This window comes from Vreelandella nigrificans (genome assembly GCF_002374315.1).
In the GTDB taxonomy this organism is placed as follows: domain Bacteria; phylum Pseudomonadota; class Gammaproteobacteria; order Pseudomonadales; family Halomonadaceae; genus Vreelandella; species Vreelandella nigrificans.
On the sequence record NZ_NWUX01000003.1, the window covers coordinates 118,866 to 134,731 of the forward strand.

General features: G+C 54.5%; 17 protein-coding genes and 1 tRNA gene. 4 read left to right on the plus strand and 14 right to left on the minus strand.

Going from position 1 to position 15,866, the window contains the following annotated elements; all coding sequences use genetic code 11:
* Window positions 1–3: 3 nt before the first annotated feature.
* The 10 genes from CPA45_RS05935 to CPA45_RS05980 all read right to left on the minus strand — a co-directional run bounded on the left by CPA45_RS05935 (window position 4) and on the right by CPA45_RS05980 (window position 8,324).
* Window positions 4–690: a glutathione S-transferase family protein gene (locus tag CPA45_RS05935; RefSeq protein WP_096650686.1), complete on the minus strand. Its 687-nt coding sequence runs from the start codon at window positions 688–690 to the stop codon at window positions 4–6.
* Between the two features lie 221 nt (window positions 691–911).
* A complete protein-coding gene (locus tag CPA45_RS05940; RefSeq protein ID WP_078089959.1) occupies window positions 912–1,490 on the minus strand; it encodes an antibiotic biosynthesis monooxygenase in 579 nt (192 codons plus the stop codon).
* A 128-nt stretch (window positions 1,491–1,618) separates the two neighbouring features.
* Window positions 1,619–1,846 carry a DUF2835 family protein gene (locus tag CPA45_RS05945; RefSeq protein ID WP_096650687.1) on the minus strand — a complete coding sequence of 76 codons (228 nt, stop codon included), beginning with the start codon at window positions 1,844–1,846 and terminating at the stop codon, window positions 1,619–1,621.
* A gap of 72 nt (window positions 1,847–1,918) precedes the next feature.
* A complete protein-coding gene (locus CPA45_RS05950; protein ID WP_096650688.1) occupies window positions 1,919–2,398 on the minus strand; it encodes a C40 family peptidase in 480 nt (159 codons plus the stop codon).
* 85 nt (window positions 2,399–2,483) lie between these two features.
* Window positions 2,484–3,113, minus strand: coding sequence for a histidine phosphatase family protein (locus tag CPA45_RS05955; RefSeq protein ID WP_096650689.1), 630 nt, complete (start codon window positions 3,111–3,113; stop codon window positions 2,484–2,486).
* Between the two features lie 25 nt (window positions 3,114–3,138).
* Entirely contained in the window at window positions 3,139–3,954 is an 816-nt protein-coding gene (gene phnE / locus CPA45_RS05960) for a phosphonate ABC transporter, permease protein PhnE (protein WP_096650690.1), read from the minus strand.
* Window positions 3,955–4,046: 92 nt separating this feature from the next.
* Window positions 4,047–4,877 carry a phosphonate ABC transporter, permease protein PhnE gene (phnE, locus tag CPA45_RS05965; protein WP_096650691.1) on the minus strand — a complete coding sequence of 277 codons (831 nt, stop codon included), beginning with the start codon at window positions 4,875–4,877 and terminating at the stop codon, window positions 4,047–4,049.
* Window positions 4,874–5,719 (minus strand): phosphonate ABC transporter ATP-binding protein, encoded by an 846-nt coding sequence (gene phnC / locus CPA45_RS05970; protein ID WP_096650692.1) that lies wholly within the window; start codon window positions 5,717–5,719, stop codon window positions 4,874–4,876. The genes phnE (CPA45_RS05965) and phnC overlap by 4 nt, the downstream gene beginning before the upstream one ends.
* A 77-nt stretch (window positions 5,720–5,796) precedes the next feature.
* Complete coding sequence (gene phnD / locus CPA45_RS05975; RefSeq protein WP_096650693.1) at window positions 5,797–6,774, minus strand: phosphate/phosphite/phosphonate ABC transporter substrate-binding protein; 978 nt, start codon at window positions 6,772–6,774, stop codon at window positions 5,797–5,799.
* 200 nt (window positions 6,775–6,974) lie between these two features.
* Entirely contained in the window at window positions 6,975–8,324 is a 1,350-nt protein-coding gene (locus tag CPA45_RS05980) for a Glu/Leu/Phe/Val family dehydrogenase (RefSeq protein WP_244287535.1), read from the minus strand.
* 160 nt (window positions 8,325–8,484) lie between these two features.
* Here CPA45_RS05980 and CPA45_RS05985 point away from each other — a divergent pair, with 160 nt between their 5' ends.
* Both CPA45_RS05985 and CPA45_RS05990 read left to right on the plus strand, forming a co-directional pair.
* Window positions 8,485–9,846 carry a ferredoxin reductase family protein gene (locus CPA45_RS05985; protein ID WP_244287536.1) on the plus strand — a complete coding sequence of 454 codons (1,362 nt, stop codon included), beginning with the start codon at window positions 8,485–8,487 and terminating at the stop codon, window positions 9,844–9,846.
* Between the two features lie 95 nt (window positions 9,847–9,941).
* Window positions 9,942–10,988 (plus strand): DUF1853 family protein, encoded by a 1,047-nt coding sequence (locus CPA45_RS05990; protein ID WP_096650694.1) that lies wholly within the window; start codon window positions 9,942–9,944, stop codon window positions 10,986–10,988.
* On the opposite strand, the gene proB is transcribed toward CPA45_RS05990, so the two are convergent.
* The 4 genes from proB to rplU all read right to left on the minus strand — a co-directional run bounded on the left by proB (window position 10,985) and on the right by rplU (window position 14,254).
* Entirely contained in the window at window positions 10,985–12,124 is a 1,140-nt protein-coding gene (gene proB / locus CPA45_RS05995; RefSeq protein ID WP_096650695.1) for a glutamate 5-kinase, read from the minus strand. The two genes, CPA45_RS05990 and proB, sit on opposite strands and share 4 nt — an antisense overlap.
* Window positions 12,125–12,325: 201 nt before the next feature.
* Window positions 12,326–13,513 carry an Obg family GTPase CgtA gene (gene cgtA / locus CPA45_RS06000; RefSeq protein WP_078089949.1) on the minus strand — a complete coding sequence of 396 codons (1,188 nt, stop codon included), beginning with the start codon at window positions 13,511–13,513 and terminating at the stop codon, window positions 12,326–12,328.
* A gap of 140 nt (window positions 13,514–13,653) precedes the next feature.
* Window positions 13,654–13,911, minus strand: a complete 258-nt coding sequence (gene rpmA, locus CPA45_RS06005; RefSeq protein WP_008957069.1) for a 50S ribosomal protein L27 — start codon at window positions 13,909–13,911, stop codon at window positions 13,654–13,656.
* 31 nt (window positions 13,912–13,942) lie between these two features.
* On the minus strand, window positions 13,943–14,254 hold the full coding sequence (gene rplU / locus CPA45_RS06010) for a 50S ribosomal protein L21 (RefSeq protein WP_078089948.1): 312 nt from the start codon (window positions 14,252–14,254) through the stop codon (window positions 13,943–13,945).
* A 313-nt stretch (window positions 14,255–14,567) separates the two neighbouring features.
* On the opposite strand from rplU, the gene ispB reads away from it, so the two are divergent.
* Both ispB and CPA45_RS06020 read left to right on the plus strand, forming a co-directional pair.
* Window positions 14,568–15,572, plus strand: a complete 1,005-nt coding sequence (gene ispB / locus CPA45_RS06015; RefSeq protein WP_096650696.1) for an octaprenyl diphosphate synthase — start codon at window positions 14,568–14,570, stop codon at window positions 15,570–15,572.
* Between the two features lie 142 nt (window positions 15,573–15,714).
* Window positions 15,715–15,791: transfer RNA gene (locus tag CPA45_RS06020), tRNA-Pro, on the plus strand.
* Window positions 15,792–15,866: the final 75 nt, after the last annotated feature.

Here is a 15,866-nt window from a genome sequence, read left to right on the forward strand (position 1 = left end):
TACCTACCCACCAGGCATCGTAAGCGGGCCTGCACGCGCGACCACCCGCTGCCAGGCGGGGTCATTTTCGATACGCGCCACAAACGCAGCAATATGGGGATACTTTGTCAGAGCTTGTGTGCCCGGGGCTTGCATGGCTGCCACTGCCTGGAGCGGAAAACTCATCTGAATATCGGCTCCGCTCGGCCAATGGCCTGCAAAGCTCTCTTTTTTGCTCAAGTGCGTTTCGATAACGCTTAAATGCTGATTTATTTGCGGCTGGATAAAGCGTTGTCGTACGGTAGAACAGATCCCCTTAGCCAGGGGTTTAATGATCCAGGGCGACTGTTTGGGGATTTGGCTAAACACTAACCCCATTACCAGCAGAGGCATCAATGAGCCTTCGCCGTAGTGCAACCAGTAACGGTAATCTACCCACTCATGGGTGTCACTTGCTGCTGGCTGCAGACGCCCTTCCCCATAGCGGTGTACAAGATAATCTATGATTGCCCCTGACTCGGCAATGGTCAGCTCGCCGTCGGTGATAACTGGGGACTTACCTAGCGGGTGAATTTTTTTTAGCGCATCCGGTGCCTGCTGCGTCTTACTATCGCGCTGATAAACCTGAATTTCGTAATCAACGCCCAGTAGCTCAAGAAGCCATAGAATACGATGTGAACGAGACTTTTCCAGATGATGAACGTGAATCATAGGTTCTCCATGGGGCGGCTTCTTACATAGGCAAATGGCCAGAGCCAGTTACCCTTCTACTGCAAGCATATTTAGCGTAGCACCATTGCCGCGTTGAACCCCATGGAGGAGGAAAGCAAACCTTATCTTTTATGCCAAAGTAGTAGTTTGCACAATAATAGTGCGCCCCCCCTTATTCCTTTAGGCTAACTAACCTGAAACTAATTTAAAAAAACGCCACTTCACACTTTATGTTCCTGACGCCAGCGCATTAATACGTCAACAAATGACCATTTCCCCTGCAGCCACGGGGCCAATAAGCGCGTCGAAAGCGGAATAAATACAAACACCATTACAGGAGTTAGCATAAGGGTACTTACCATTACTCGTGGTAATAGCGCCCAATCTGCAATTACTCCACCAAACAACCATTGAAACAAAAGCGAAACAGGGAAGAACGCCAGCCAAACAGCCACTGCTTGCTTCCAGCGTGGCGGCGTAACACCAGGGCTAACCTGGAACCAGGCATCCAACCCTGTGGCACGATGCTCATGGGGGGCGTCATAAAGGCCTTTACCGCGCTTAAGCCATGCATGGCGTGAAGCCGAGTGTTCCCAGGCACTCAACGTATCGCTACTGCTAAATCGGAAAATAATCTGGTACTCGTCATCATCTGTTGGCGGCGCCAATACGCCAGACCCCAGGTAACCCGGAAAGTCAGCCGCTAGTTCACGGCCTTCATTTAACCAACGATTAAAATCTTGATAGCGGCCATTCGCCACTCGGCGAGCCACCATTAACGTGACAGGTGAGGCAGACATGGTATATCTCCTAAAAACGCTACAGCCATGGCCGGGTAGGCAGGCTGCTTGCTGACGGGCGGGTAAGCCCATTACTTGTGCCACAGTATACAAGCAATTTTAATGCCATGTGAGTACCGATAAAGCACTCAATACCTTGAGAGCGGCTGAATACTAACAAAGCGCCCCTGGTCGGAAAACTCAAGCCGAAAAACGCCCTGTACGCCGTCTCTTGTCACAACACGGCGTAGCGCCCCAGCGGGGAACACTACCCAGCGACCATCCACGCTGCGTGTACGCACATTGGAGTAACGCCCCTCATAGTGTGCCAAGCATTCGCTCTCAGAGAGACGGATAACCACATCAATAGTAGGCATAAAAAAACCGTTGATCCCCCTAGCAGCTCAGTGCCCAAGAGAAGTTAGTTGTGGATAAAACGTTGGCACTGCTCATGGTGCAGGTGCAGCGGCGCCTAAAAAGCGGGCCTGCCAGTAGTCAATATCAAGTGGCACGCTGACCACCGCCCTGCCACTGCCAGGGGCGTGTATCATTTGACGGTTTCCACGGTAGATACCTACGTGGGTAGCTTTTGCGCCACTGCCAAAGAACAGCAGGTCACCTGGGCGGGGAGCCTCTACTTGAGGCAGCGCTCGAAACTGCTCATCAGCAGTGCGCGGTACACGAATGCCCGCTGCGCGGTAAGTCATTTCCACTAAACCTGAGCAGTCAAGCCCCCCTGGCGAGCTCCCGCCAAGGCGGTACGGTGTGCCAATGGCCTGCTGGGCATGGGAAAGAATCAGCGCACGTTCCATGGAGATGCCTGCCTGAGGGCTGGGCGCCGGTGCGATTTTTGTTTCTTTACTGGCACACCCCACTAATAGCAGCAGGGTAAATAGCGTTAGCAGTGGGGATAGGCGAATAAACGGCATAGAACGCTCCGGCTCAGCACGCTAGCAGTGCTTTTATGATGGCCCAAGCTCGGCTTACTCGCTACTGGTTCTTGATGCTGTTTCGTTAACGCCCAATCCACTCAACGAAGGTTGTCTCTCCTAGGGCGTGGCGCTCATGACGCAGCCGACTCATCGCAGCATAGGGTAAGTCCATCACCAAGCCATTGTTTAATGGCTGCGCCAATACTTGGCGTAGTAGTGCATTACATACAAATAGGTGGGCAACCACCAGCACGTGCTTACCGGGCGGATTAGCCAGTAGTCGCCGCCAAACGTCGCTGACCCGGGCATCCAGTTCAGCGAGTGTTTCTCCTTCAGGAGGAGCAGCCTGGGTGGGGTTGTACCAAAACGCACTCATCTGCTCGGTGCCTTCTTCGGCAAATACCTGAGCATGGGTTTTACCCTCCCAGCGCCCAAGATGAAGCTCGGCAAGGTTATTCTCAACCTGCACCGGCAGTTCAAACTCCTCGCCCAACCAAAGCGCAAACTCGTGGCAGCGCAGCAGCGGCGAGCAGACAATAGCATCGTACGGTGGACGGCCCGCCACAGTGTGCCGCATCACGGCATTGGTCACCTGCTGCCAGCCGGTTTCGCTAAGCGGGTGGTCGGTGCTACCCCGTAGCATGCGTCCGCCCACTGGCTCGCCATGGCGCATAATATCAATCGTAGTGACCTGTGCATCAGGAAAACGCATGGTTGCTCCTTACCCTGTCGGCTAGCTAGATAATGGCGTGGCGCACACGGGCAGATACCCACTCTGAAACCAGCACCGTGGCAAAAATCATCACAAAGATAACGCTAACCTGGTTCCAGGCAAGGCTATTAATCGAAGCGTTAAGTTGCAGACCGATACCCCCGGCTCCCACCAAACCGAGCACGGTGGATTCACGAATATTGATATCCCAGCGATAGACACTAATGCCTGCAAAGGCTGGCATTATCTGGGGCAGTACGCCGTAGTTCATTACTTGCAGGCGGCTGGCACCGGTGGCGCTAATCGCTTCAACAGGCGTGGGGTGAATCTCTTCAATCGCTTCGTACAGCAGTTTGCCCACGAAGCCGATCGAACGCAGTGCAATGGCGATAATACCCGCCAGCACGCCAGGGCCAAGAATCGTCACCAATAGCATGGCCCAAATCAGCGAATTGATAGAGCGTGAGGAAACGATAATAGTGAGCGCCAGGCTGCGTACCAATGGATGCGGCGTGGTATTTCGTGCGGCTAAAAACGCCACGGGAAACGCCATCACAATCCCCAACGCAGTGCCCAGCGTAGCGATGTTCAGCGTATCCCACATGGGCTTCCATAATACACTGGCGTACTCCCAGCGCGGCGGCATCATACGGCTTATCAAGTCGCTGCCCTGGCGGCCGGCATCTTCAACAAACACCCACATGGTATTGTCGGAAATCACCTTCCAGCAGAGCAAAAACAGACTTATCCCCGCCAACCAGGCGACGTACTGTAGCCACTGGGCGCGGGTAGTGCGCCGCTGCCACAGCGGGGTACCTTGAGACGATGTTGAAACTGGCATAGATGATTCCTTTTCAAGACATGCAATGAGCGTGCGGGGTAAAGCGCAAGAACCGAGGCATATGGGTTATATGTGTGGGCTCAGCCATTGCATTACTGTGTCCAGCGGCGAACGTGGCTCGAGGCATACTCACTCATCAACACGATCGCGATGATAATCAGCAGGATGGCAGCGGAGGTGCCGTACTCGTAACGGCTTAATGAGGTGTTCAAGGTGGCGCCGATACCGCCTGCGCCCACAATCCCGATCACCGACGACTCGCGAAAGTTAATATCTAACCGATACATGGAAAGACCAATTAAGCGCGGCATTACCTGGGGTTGAATGGCATGGTTCATGGTTTGCCACCAACTTGCTCCGGTCGCGCGCACGGCTTCAACCTGCTTCCAATCGAGGTCTTCAATATCCTCCGCCAGCAGCTTGGCCATAAAACCAATAGTGGCGAATGCGAGAGTCAGCATGCCCGCAAAGGGGCCAAAGCCGAACATCACCACAAATAGAATGGCGATAATGATCTCTTGGAAGGTGCGCGACACGGCAATAATCGCCCGGCACACCGCGTAAACGGGTAGCGGTGAGATATTGCGCGCCGCACCTAATCCCACTGGAATCGCCAGCAGTACGCCAATCACGGTGGAAGTGAGCGTCATGGTGAGACTTTCCATTAGCCCCGCCATAATATCGTTCTGCCGGCTAACAAAGTCGGGCTGTAGAAAGGCGCCTAAAAAATTTAGCGCCCGGCCCGAGCCTTCAGCCACTCGTGCCCAGTTTACCTCTACTGAGGCTAATGCAAGCACTAGGTAAACCACACCGCCAAGCACCAACCCCCAGCGCACACGCGGATTGTCAATCAGCGGTAACCGCCGCCAGTGACCTTGACGAGCGGCCTGCTGACGCGCCAGCGTATCAGCACTGGTGTTCATAGCGCGCCTCCGGCGACCATGGTAGGCATGGCGTGCGCAGTGTAAGCCGTAGGTTGGAAAGCATCCTCGCTCTTTTCCTCAGCTGGCTCGGGGGTGGTGTCCCAATCCTCTTCACCATAAATGGTGGTGAGAATCTCGCTGGTTAGTTCGCTAGGCTGGCCATCAAATACGATCTCCCCAGCTCGTAAACCAACAATGCGATCGGCAAACTGCTTAGCGAGCGCCACATCATGAATATTGATAATCGCCGCCAGCTCACGCTCAGCGCAAAGTTCACGTATCAGCCGCATAATCTGGCGTGAGGTTTTAGGATCCAGGCTGGCGGTTGGCTCGTCTACAAGCAACAGTTTAGGACTCTGTAACAGCGCACGGGCAATTCCCACCCGCTGACGCTGTCCCCCTGAAAGTGCGTCGGCACGCTTATCAATGGCGTGGGGCAGGCCTACTCGCTCAAGCAGGCGAAAAGCCTCTGCTACCGCCTCTTTCGGATAGCGACGCAGAAAGCTACGCCAGAACCCTACATAGCCAAGCTGGCCCGATAGCACGTTCTCCATCACGGTTAAGCGATCCACCAAGGCGTACTCTTGGAAAATCATCCCCATGGAGCGACGGGCGTGGCGCAATCGGCTGCCGGATAGCTTGGTCAGCTCGGTATTTTCTAAACGAATACTGCCCTGAGTGGGCTCGACTAAGCGGTTTACACAGCGGATCAGGGTACTTTTTCCCGCACCAGACGGCCCAATCAGCGCCATTACCTGACCTTTGGGGAGTGACAATTCAATATCGGTGAGCGCACGATCACCCGTTGGGTAACGTTTACCAACGCCAGTGAGTGTCAACATGGGGTTACCTCATCTTCATAACGGTTCGGCCAGAAGGTTGTCCTTCTGGCCGATGGGGTTACACAGCTACCAAGGGGTTAATCGCAGTCGTAAGTCACGCCATTAGCATCGGCAATAGTACGAATCACCGACCAATGCTCTGCATAGGTAATCGGAATGAACTGCGCTTCACCGGAATTGGCAAACTCGGCCTCAAGAGCACTACCTTCCCAGTCGTAGCTGAAGAAAGCGTCCTGAATTTGCTGAGCAAGCTCAGGCTTCAGATTGTGGGCAACGCCATAAGCGGTGGTGGGAAAGGTTTCCGAGGTGTAGATAATGTCGTAATCACCTTCGTTGACCACGCCGCGCGAGATCATCCGGGTACCTACAGAGTTAGCGATAGCGGCTGCGTCATAATCTTTGTTGACCACCCCTAGAATGGAGTTGTCGTGAGAGCCGGAAAACGCCGTTTCAAAGTCGTCCCCAGCTTCTAGGCCATACTCTGAGCGCAGCAACGCAGAAGGCGCACGGAAGCCAGAGTTAGAGGTCTCAGAAGTAAACGCCAGCTGGCGGCCCTGCAGGTCTTCAACGCTCTCAATACCACTACCGGGGTAAGTGATAATCTCCATCTCATAGCCATAGCTGCCATCTTCACTGGCCATGATGGCAAAGGGGCGGAAACCACCACAGTTAACCGCAACCGGCACACCACCGGTGTTAAAGCCTGCTACGTGCAGGCGGCCTGCGCGCAGTGCTTCCTGCTGAGCAGCATTGGACTGTACAGGGAAGAACTGCACCCGCTTACCAGTCGCTTCGCTTAGGTGATCCAGAAAACCAGCCCACACGTCAGCGTAAACGGCAGGATCTTCAACGGGCGTATAAGCGAAAACCAAAGTATTCGGGTCAACCCACTGGGATTCATCAGTAGGTACATCGGCTACCATATCGCCATCGTTATCTACATAGCGCGAAGAGAGGTCAGCAGACGCGTTAACCGCCGCCAACGCAAACGTGCTGGCAACAGCAGCGCTAATCAACGTGCGAGAAAGCGGGTGAGAAAAACAGGAGGATTGCATGCATCACCTAAGCGGGCTGTTCGAAGATGACGCTATGCTGCCAAGCCTGCATGACAGGCACGGGTCACTTCCATGACAACCCCGTGACATATCAGTGACAGACATAGGCGTGACACTGCCACCACTAGAGCAGCACACAGACTAAAAGCATGGACGATGTCGAGCAGATCGACATTGATAGACGTGGGATGATGAAGACGTTAGCGACAATCCTGGCAGTTTCCCCGTGCCATAATGGCTTCGGCAATGCGCTCTATCCCCTGGCGATAAGCAGCTTGGCGATAAGTGACTTGCTCTTGCTCAGCCCGCGCCAGTACGCTTTGAGCCTGCTCACCTAACAGGCGGTCAAGGCGCTGATTGACGTCCTCTTCGCACCACTTTTCACCCACACGATTTTGCAGCCACTCAAAATAGCTAACAATCACCCCACCGGTATTGACCAAGACATCAGGTAGTACTGGGATTTCGCGTTTGGCTAATGCAGTATCGGCATCACAGGTCAGCGGCCCATTAGCAATTTCGAGGATGGCCCCTGCCTGCACATCGTCAACGTTATTGCAGTGGACCTGATTCTCTAGCGCCGCTAAGGCCAACACATCTACCTCAAGCGACAGCAACTTATCACCCGATAGCGGCTTGCCCTGTTTACTCTTCGATAATGAGCCGTGCTTGTTTTTATCCTGCTTTGCGGCGTCCACGTCTAGTCCGTCAGCGCTGTAAATGGCGCCGCTTGAGTCCGATAGTGCCACGATTTTGTAGCCTCGCTCTCTCGCGAGTCGGGCAAAATGGTAAGCCGCATTGCCAAACCCCTGTACGGCAACAGTGGTTTCTTCCGGTTTGCGCTCTTCGCGATCGACCCACAAATCAAGCACTTTTAAAGCGCCGCGCCCAGTTGCCTCTACCCTACCTGGTGAGCCACCCAGTGAAAGCGGCTTACCGGTGATGGCTGCTGGTGCCTGAGCACGCACAATATGCTCATACTCATCAATCATCCAGCCCATTACTGTGGCATCGGTATTCACATCCGGCGCAGGAATATCCCTGTCAGGGCCCATAATATCGGCAATAGCACGAATATAACCTCGCGCTAAGCGCTCTCGCTCAAGTGATGAAAGTGCTTTGGCATCAACCTGAACACCGCCTTTTCCACCTCCGTAGGGCAAGTTAACCACTGCGCATTTCACTGCCATCCAGAAACTCAGCGTGGTGACTTCATGCTGATTAACATCCAGATGGAAACGCACACCGCCCTTGGCTGGACCGAGGCTAGTGTCGTACTGCACCCGCCAAGCAGGGAAGGCCTTAAGACTACCGTCATCCATACGCACCGGCACACTGACCTGAAGCGATAAGCTAGGCTGCATCAGCCGTGCCTGGGCATCAGGATGGATATCCAGCGCTTCAAACACCGCTTCCAATCGCGAGCGGGCATCCTCAAACAGCGCGGCGCCAGTTTCAGGGGTAAGTGCTTGAGGGGCTTGTTGTTCGGCTTGAGGCTGGCGCGCTTTGGACGTCTTATGCTTTGTTTTATGTTTTTTCGCTTTCGCCATATCGCATTCTCCTTTTGCAGGGTAAGCGTCAACGTCTTCTAGCAAGCAATTTGGCACTGTCTAAGCGTAGCAGTTTGCTAACAACAAGCGCTTTTTACTTGCGAAATCCCAGCTTTTTCTCACACTTAGGCTATTTGCACGGATGCCCAGGGAGAACATTGTGGGGGAGAACATTGTGGGGGAGAACATCGTAGGGGGGAACATCGTGAGCCCAGTGACACGCAGCGCCTTAGGATGGGGCAGCCTCTACTGCTTACTTGCCCTACTGCCGATAGGCTGGCTATTGCTCTCACCGCCAGCCCCCCGTAGTTGGCTAGGTGAAGCGGCGATTTTATTAGGGGCGCTGGCCCTTAGCATCATGGCGTTGCAGGCCCTAATATCCGGCCGACACACTTGGTTTGCCCATGGCGTTGGCTTTGATAACGTTCTGCAATTTCATCGCCAAATCGGTATCGGGGTGCTTTTTCTAGTGATTGCCCACCCGGCTGCTTTGTTTATTGCGCACCCCTCGTTGATTCACTTTATTGACCCTAGGCAGGAAACCCTGCGCGCCTTAACGTTGATGGCTCTGCTGGGTGCCAGCATTATGCTGATTATTAGCTCGCTTTGGCGCAAACGATTTGGGCTATCATATGAGTGGTGGCGACTGCTCCATGGCGGCTTAGCGCTGTTTATCGTTTTTGGGGGGCTAGGCCATGCCATCATGGCCCAACGCTATACCGAGGGCTTGGTTACCTCGGTTGGTTTGGCGCTGCTGATTCTACTTCCTGCTGGCTTAGTGTTGGAAACACGCCTAGTAAGGCCCTGGCGTATGCGCCGCCGCCCTTGGCGTGTGGTGGATACCAAGCTTGAACGTGGTGATACCACCACGCTAACGCTCGAACCCGCAGGGGCCCATCGGTTCTTTTTCCAGCCGGGGCAGTTCTTCTGGATTACTCTGGGTGACACTCCTTGGTCACTGCAACAACACCCTTTTTCCCTCTCATCAAGCGCTACCAACAGCGGGCGAATAACTTTCAGCGCTAAACGTTTGGGTGACTTTACCCAGCAACTACCTCGCGTAACCGCCAATACTCTCGCGTTTATTGAAGGTCCTTTTGGTGCCTTTATTCCTCGCACCAATAATCCGTCCGGCCTAGTGATGATTGCAGGTGGCATTGGCATTACTCCTTTTATGAGTATGCTGTATACCTTTCGTGACCAGCACAACCGCCAGCCTATTTGGTTAATTTATGCCAATCCAACTTGGCGGGAGGCCACATTCCGCGACAACCTAGACGATTTGGCGCAGCATCTTGAGCTAACACTGATTCACGTCATCTCAGATCCCCATGAGGGCTGGGAAGGTGAAGAGGGCTACGTTGATCAGACTCTACTCGCCCGCTGCTTACCCCCGGACGATGGGCAGCGTGACTACTTTATTTGCGGGCCAGACCCCATGATGGATAGTGCCGAACGGGGGTTGATTGCCCAAGGCGTCGCTCCCACCCATATTTTCTCCGACCGTTTCGACATCGTTTAGGGGGTTTTTATGCTGCACAACTACGCAAGATACGCTGGCGTTGGCGTGTTAGCACTGCTCATTGCCGTTGTCCTGCTCGCCGCGTACTGTATCCAATGACCCACCGCTCAGAGCAGCGTGAACACGTTCCAGCCCACCTCACTTCGCAAACGGCACGGGATCTAGCTTGGCTGCTCACCACTCCGGATGTGGTTGAGCTGCCGCCTCCCATTCCCTGCGGCGGTCGGCCAACTCAGCAAGAGCTTGGCTTACAAGATGGTGTGGAAAGGTGGCTGGCACAGCTTGCACCGCTGATAAGCGCACTGGATGGCAAGTTAGGCACGCGTATGGGGCACTACCACGAGCGGCTGTGGCACCTACTGCTAGATAACGCACCCAACACTCGCCTGCTGGCGAGTAATGTAAAAATCACCCATAAGCGCACCACTCTTGGCGAGCTGGATATGCTCTATCGAACACGGGGAAACCCCGCACCCGTGCATCTGGAGGTGGCGATTAAGTTTTATCTTGGGCTACCGGAGGGACCAGGAGATGCTAGCAACCAAAGCCGTTGGATTGGCCCCGGTGGGCTGGATAGTCTGGCGCTGAAGTGCAGCCACCTACGTCACCATCAACTGCCTATTTCGAGCACTGCCACGGCATTGTCGATTATCGCTCACTGGTTAGCCCCCAGAGACTTAGGCCCAACCCCAGCGCTGATCAGCCAGCTCACCCAGCGCTTGGCAATACCTGGCGTGCTGTTTTACCCCTGGCACGCAGTGATACCACCACCAATAGGGGCAACTGCCAATCACCGGCGCGGGCTGTGGTGTTATTTAAAAGATTGGCCAGCGCTGGCGGCTGAAAAAAGCGCGGCACTGCAAATGGCGTGGTTGGAGAAACCACATTGGCTAGCTCCGCCGCCACAAGGAGCATTTCATTCTACTAGCGAAGAAATAGCGCGAGTGAGACCACTGATTGAGCGCTACGGGCCACAGCAAGTGATGCTATACGACCCAGAAGCAGCAACAACAACAACAACAACAACAACAACAACAACAACAACAACAACAACAACCAGTGAGCGACACATGGAGCGCCTTATCATTGTGCCCAATGACTGGCCACGCCAAGTGCCGCTACCACCCCGCACTCGCGATTAAACAACCACCAGGTTATCGCGATGAATCAGCTCGTGGGCTTCTACGTAACCCAAAATAGCTTCAATCTGGTGGCTAGGCTGGCCCGCCAACTGACGGGCTTCATCAGCCCCGTAATTGACCAACCCTTTAGCCACCCGCGCGCCCTGCTCATCCACGCAGAGCACCATATCACCGCGCTTAAAGCTACCCTGCACTTCACGCACGCCCACCGCTAACAGGCTAGAGCCTCTACCGCGCAGTACATTCACAGCCCCGGCATCCAGCACCAAGGTGCCACGCACCTGCAGTTGACCAGCCAACCAACGCTTGCGTGCTGCAATCGGTGCTTGATCCGGCCGCAATAAGGTTCCCAACGCTTCCCCCGTCATCACTCGGGTAATCACATCCGGCTGGCGGCCACTGGCAATTACCGTCACCGCGCCAGAGCGCGCTGCAAGTTGTGCAGCCCTCACCTTGGTGGTCATTCCACCACGCCCCAAGGCACCGCCGCTGCCAGCTACAGCGGCCAAACGCGGGTCGTCGGCGCGGCCTTCGGCAATCAGCTGTGCGGTGGGGTCATGGCGAGGATCGGCACTGAACAGACCTTCCTGATCGGTAAGCAGCAGCAGCGCATCTGCTTCCAACAGGTTGGCGACCAGTGCGCCCAAGGTATCGTTATCACCGAAACGAATCTCATCGGTGACCACCGTGTCATTTTCGTTGATAACTGGCACCACACGCATTTCCACTAAGGTGCGCAGCGCCGATAGCGCATTGAGATAGCGCTTACGGTTGGAAAGGTCATCATGGGTGAGCAAAATCTGAGCCGTTAGCATACCGTGACGAGCAAAATGGTGCTCGTAGCACTGGGTCAGGCCATTTTGGCCCACCGCCGCAGCCGCCTGCAGTTCATGCACGGCGCTGGGGCGCACCTGCCAACCCAGACGCACCATGCCAGCAGCAACGGCACCCGACGAGACCAGGACCACTTCTATCCCCTGCTGATGCAAGGTGGCAATCTGATCCACCCAGCCACCAATGGCAGCTTCATCCAGGCCACGCCCATCATTAGTAATTAGCGCACTGCCGATTTTCACTACTACTCGTCGTGCACGGCTGAGCGCATCGCGCCCAAGGATTTGCTCATTACTTTCCATGCGACCCCACCTTAGTCAGGCTCTTATAGCTTATATCCGGCACTGATAACCTGCACCAGGTACTTATAACCTATATCAGACAATTATCAGGCACTTATAACAAAGGCCGCGCGAACGCAGCCCTTATTAGCTTACTACCGAACCACCCCTGCCTTAGTGCTAAAGACTCAACACTAGATGCTAAGAACTAGATACTTAAAACTAAGGGGCGTACTCAACTTCAACATCGTAATCATCGTCGTCGAAGTCTTCGTCATCTTCATCGTCACGCTTACGGCGGCGGCCCAGTCGCGCCTCGGTACGTGCAACCGACTCTTCTTCCATTCGTCGGCGCATTTCCTGCTCACGGGCATGGGCTTCTTCATCTTCATTTTCCAGGCGCTGCTGTTCGGTCAACCAGCGGTAAGCCGCCTGAACCAGCTTATCGGTACCATCACTGCTGATCGCCGAGATGCGGAATACAGGGCCATCCCAGTTCAGCGCATCGATAATCATCTGGGCACGAGCTTCACGATCCTCTTCAGGCAGCAGATCGAACTTGTTCAATACTAGCCAACGCGGCCGTTCGGATAGTGCCGGAGAGAATTGACCAAGCTCATGAATAATCGCCTGGGCAGCTTCCACTGGGTCAGACTCATCAAACGGCGCCACATCGACCACATGAAACAGCAGTCGCGTACGGGTCAGGTGTTTTAAGAAACGCAGCCCTAGGCCAGCGCCATCAGAAGCACCCTCAATCAATCCCGGTACATCAGCCATCACGAAGTGCTCGTGCATGCCGAGTTTCACAACACCCAGGTTAGGCACCAGAGTGGTGAACGGGTAATTCGCCACTTTGGGCTTGGCTGCGGATACCGAGCGGATCAATGTTGATTTACCCGCATTGGGCATGCCCAGCAGGCCCACATCAGCCATTACCTTCATTTCCAGGCGCAGGTTGCGGCGGTCGCCTTCGGTACCCGGCGTGGTGCGGCGCGGCGCTCGGTTGGTCGAGGATTTAAAGTGAATATTCCCCAGCCCACGACGACCACCCTCGGCCACTAATACCACCTGACCGATATCGGTGACATCGGCGATCACCTCAAGGGTATCTTCGTCGATCACCGTGGTGCCCACCGGCACTTTTACGTGTAGGTCTTCACCTGCTTTACCACTCATTTGGCGACCCATGCCGCCTTGGCCGTTTTCGGCTTTATAAAAACGCTGAAACTTAAAATCAATCAGCGTATTCAGTGAATCATCACCAATCAGGTAAACGCTACCACCATGGCCGCCATCGCCACCATCGGGTCCACCTTTGGGCACATATTTTTCGCGGCGAAAGCTAAGACAGCCATTGCCGCCCTTACCTGCCTCAACAATAATCGAGGCTTCATCGACGAACTGCATTGGATTCTCCCGGCCGCTTCCGCCGCCCTAACTGCTATATCCCACTCGCAACGTGCGAGTAAAAGGGATCAAAAAGACAAAAAAGCCCCGCCATGGCGGGGCTTTTCTTTCGTTATCTTCGTCCTGCGCAACGATGTTGCTTAGGCAGAAACGATGCTAACGAATTTGCGGTTCTTCGGACCTTTGGTCTCGAACTTCACGAAGCCATCGCTCAGTGCGAACAGCGTGTGGTCACGGCCCAAGCCAACGCCAGTGCCGGCGTGGAAACGTGTGCCACGCTGACGAACGATGATGTTACCCGCAGTCGCCGCTTGGCCACCGAAGAGTTTCACACCAAGGCGTTTGGATTCGGAATCGCGACCGTTACGCGTGGAGCCGGCTGCCTTCTTATGTGCCATTGCAAAATCCTCCTTAAGGGAATTTTACCGCTTACGCGGAAATTCCGGTAATTTTGACTTCAGTGAACCACTGACGGTGGCCCTGACGCTTCATGTGGTGCTTCCGGCGACGGAATTTGATAATAGTTACTTTGTCGCCACGGCCGTGGGAAACGATTTCAGCGGAAACTTTGGCACCGCTTACTAAAGGTGCGCCAATGTTCACGTTATCACCGTCTGCTACCAGCAGCACTTCATCAAACTCAATCGTTTCGCCGGTAGCGACTTCGATTTTCTCGAGCTTGAGGGTTTGACCTTCTTTAACGCGGTACTGTTTGCCACCGCTTTTAATAACTGCGTACATGTCGCTCTCCGGACTTGTCGTTAATGCTGGTATGCCTTGCATAGCCAACGCTCATCGCTTTCCGCTCTTATCGACCTGCTGCGAGTGGCGCCCCTTTTGGAGCCATCTGACAGGGAGCATGATGAGTGGGTCGCGGATTATAACGATTATCGGCGCTTACCACAAGGCCATGGGACATTGTCAATTGCCACATCGCCTCATGCGCCACTTGATGCCTTGACGCCTTACAGACAGCCCCATAGCATAACTCTCAACTTAAGGCGGCCGCTGGAAACCTTGCCGCCACTTTCACCTGCCGCGATGAACGGAACCCATGACAGCCAACGTCTCCCCAACCCCGCCTGCCAGCCCAACGCCTTCACCGCTGCACGCCGTGGTGGCTGATGACTTTGACGCCGTAAACCGTACGATTGTTGAGCAGCTAAACTCTAAAGTGCCGCTAGTAGAAACTATCGGCCAATATATCATTGAAAGTGGCGGCAAACGCTTGCGCCCACTATTAGTGCTATTGGCTGCTCGCTCGATTGGCTATGCAGGCGACAAGCATATTACCCTGGCCACGCTGATCGAGTTTATGCACACCTCAACCCTGCTGCACGATGATGTAGTGGATGAGTCGCATATGCGGCGCGGCAAAAAAACCGCCAACGACGCCTGGGGTAATGCGCCTTCTGTGTTAGTGGGCGATTTTCTTTACTCGCGCTCGTTTCAAATGATGGTCGGTGTGGGCTCCATGCGTATTATGGCGATTCTCTCGGGCGCTACCTGCGTGATTGCCGAGGGAGAAGTGCTGCAGCTGACCAACATCGGCAATCCTAGCATTTCAGAAGCGGACTACTTTGAAACCATTCAAGGTAAAACGGCGATGCTATTTGAAGCGGCATCTCATAGTGGGGCCGTGCTCGCCGCCGCCACGCCTGAACAGGAACGCGCACTACAACACTATGGCCGCTATTTAGGCCTGGCCTTCCAGCTAATTGATGACCTGCTGGACTACCAGGGCGACGCTGAGGCCATGGGCAAAAACGTCGGCGACGATCTAGCGGAAGGCAAGCCCACCCTGCCGCTAATCCATGCCATGGAACGCGGTACGCCAGCGCAGGCCAAGCTGATCCGTCAAGTCATTCGCAAAGGCGGGCTTGAGCAGTTGGATGAGGTGCTTGAGATCATCAATGCTACCGGCGCACTGGAGTACACCCGCGCACGGGCAGAGGAAATGGCTGATAAAGCCCTCGCCGAATTAGATGCCTTACCACCCAGCCCCTACCGCGACAGCATGGCGCAACTCGCCCGCTTAGCGGTTGATCGACAAGCGTAATTTCTGCACTACCGATGGGCCGCACCGCGAAAAGGGGCTTGAAAAAAGCCCCTTTTCTGCGTATGATGCGCTCCGTTGTTGAGCACTGCTCGGTACGCTTTCAACAACATTGTGTTCAACAACACTTAGCTTCAACAATGCTCGGAATATAGCTCAGCTTGGTAGAGCGCTGCCTTCGGGAGGCAGAGGTCGCAGGTTCGAATCCTGCTATTCCGACCAAGAATTCAGCAAAAAAGGCCACTTAGCTAACACAGCAAGTGGCCTTTTTTGGTTTCCAAAGCCTGGTTTTTAAGA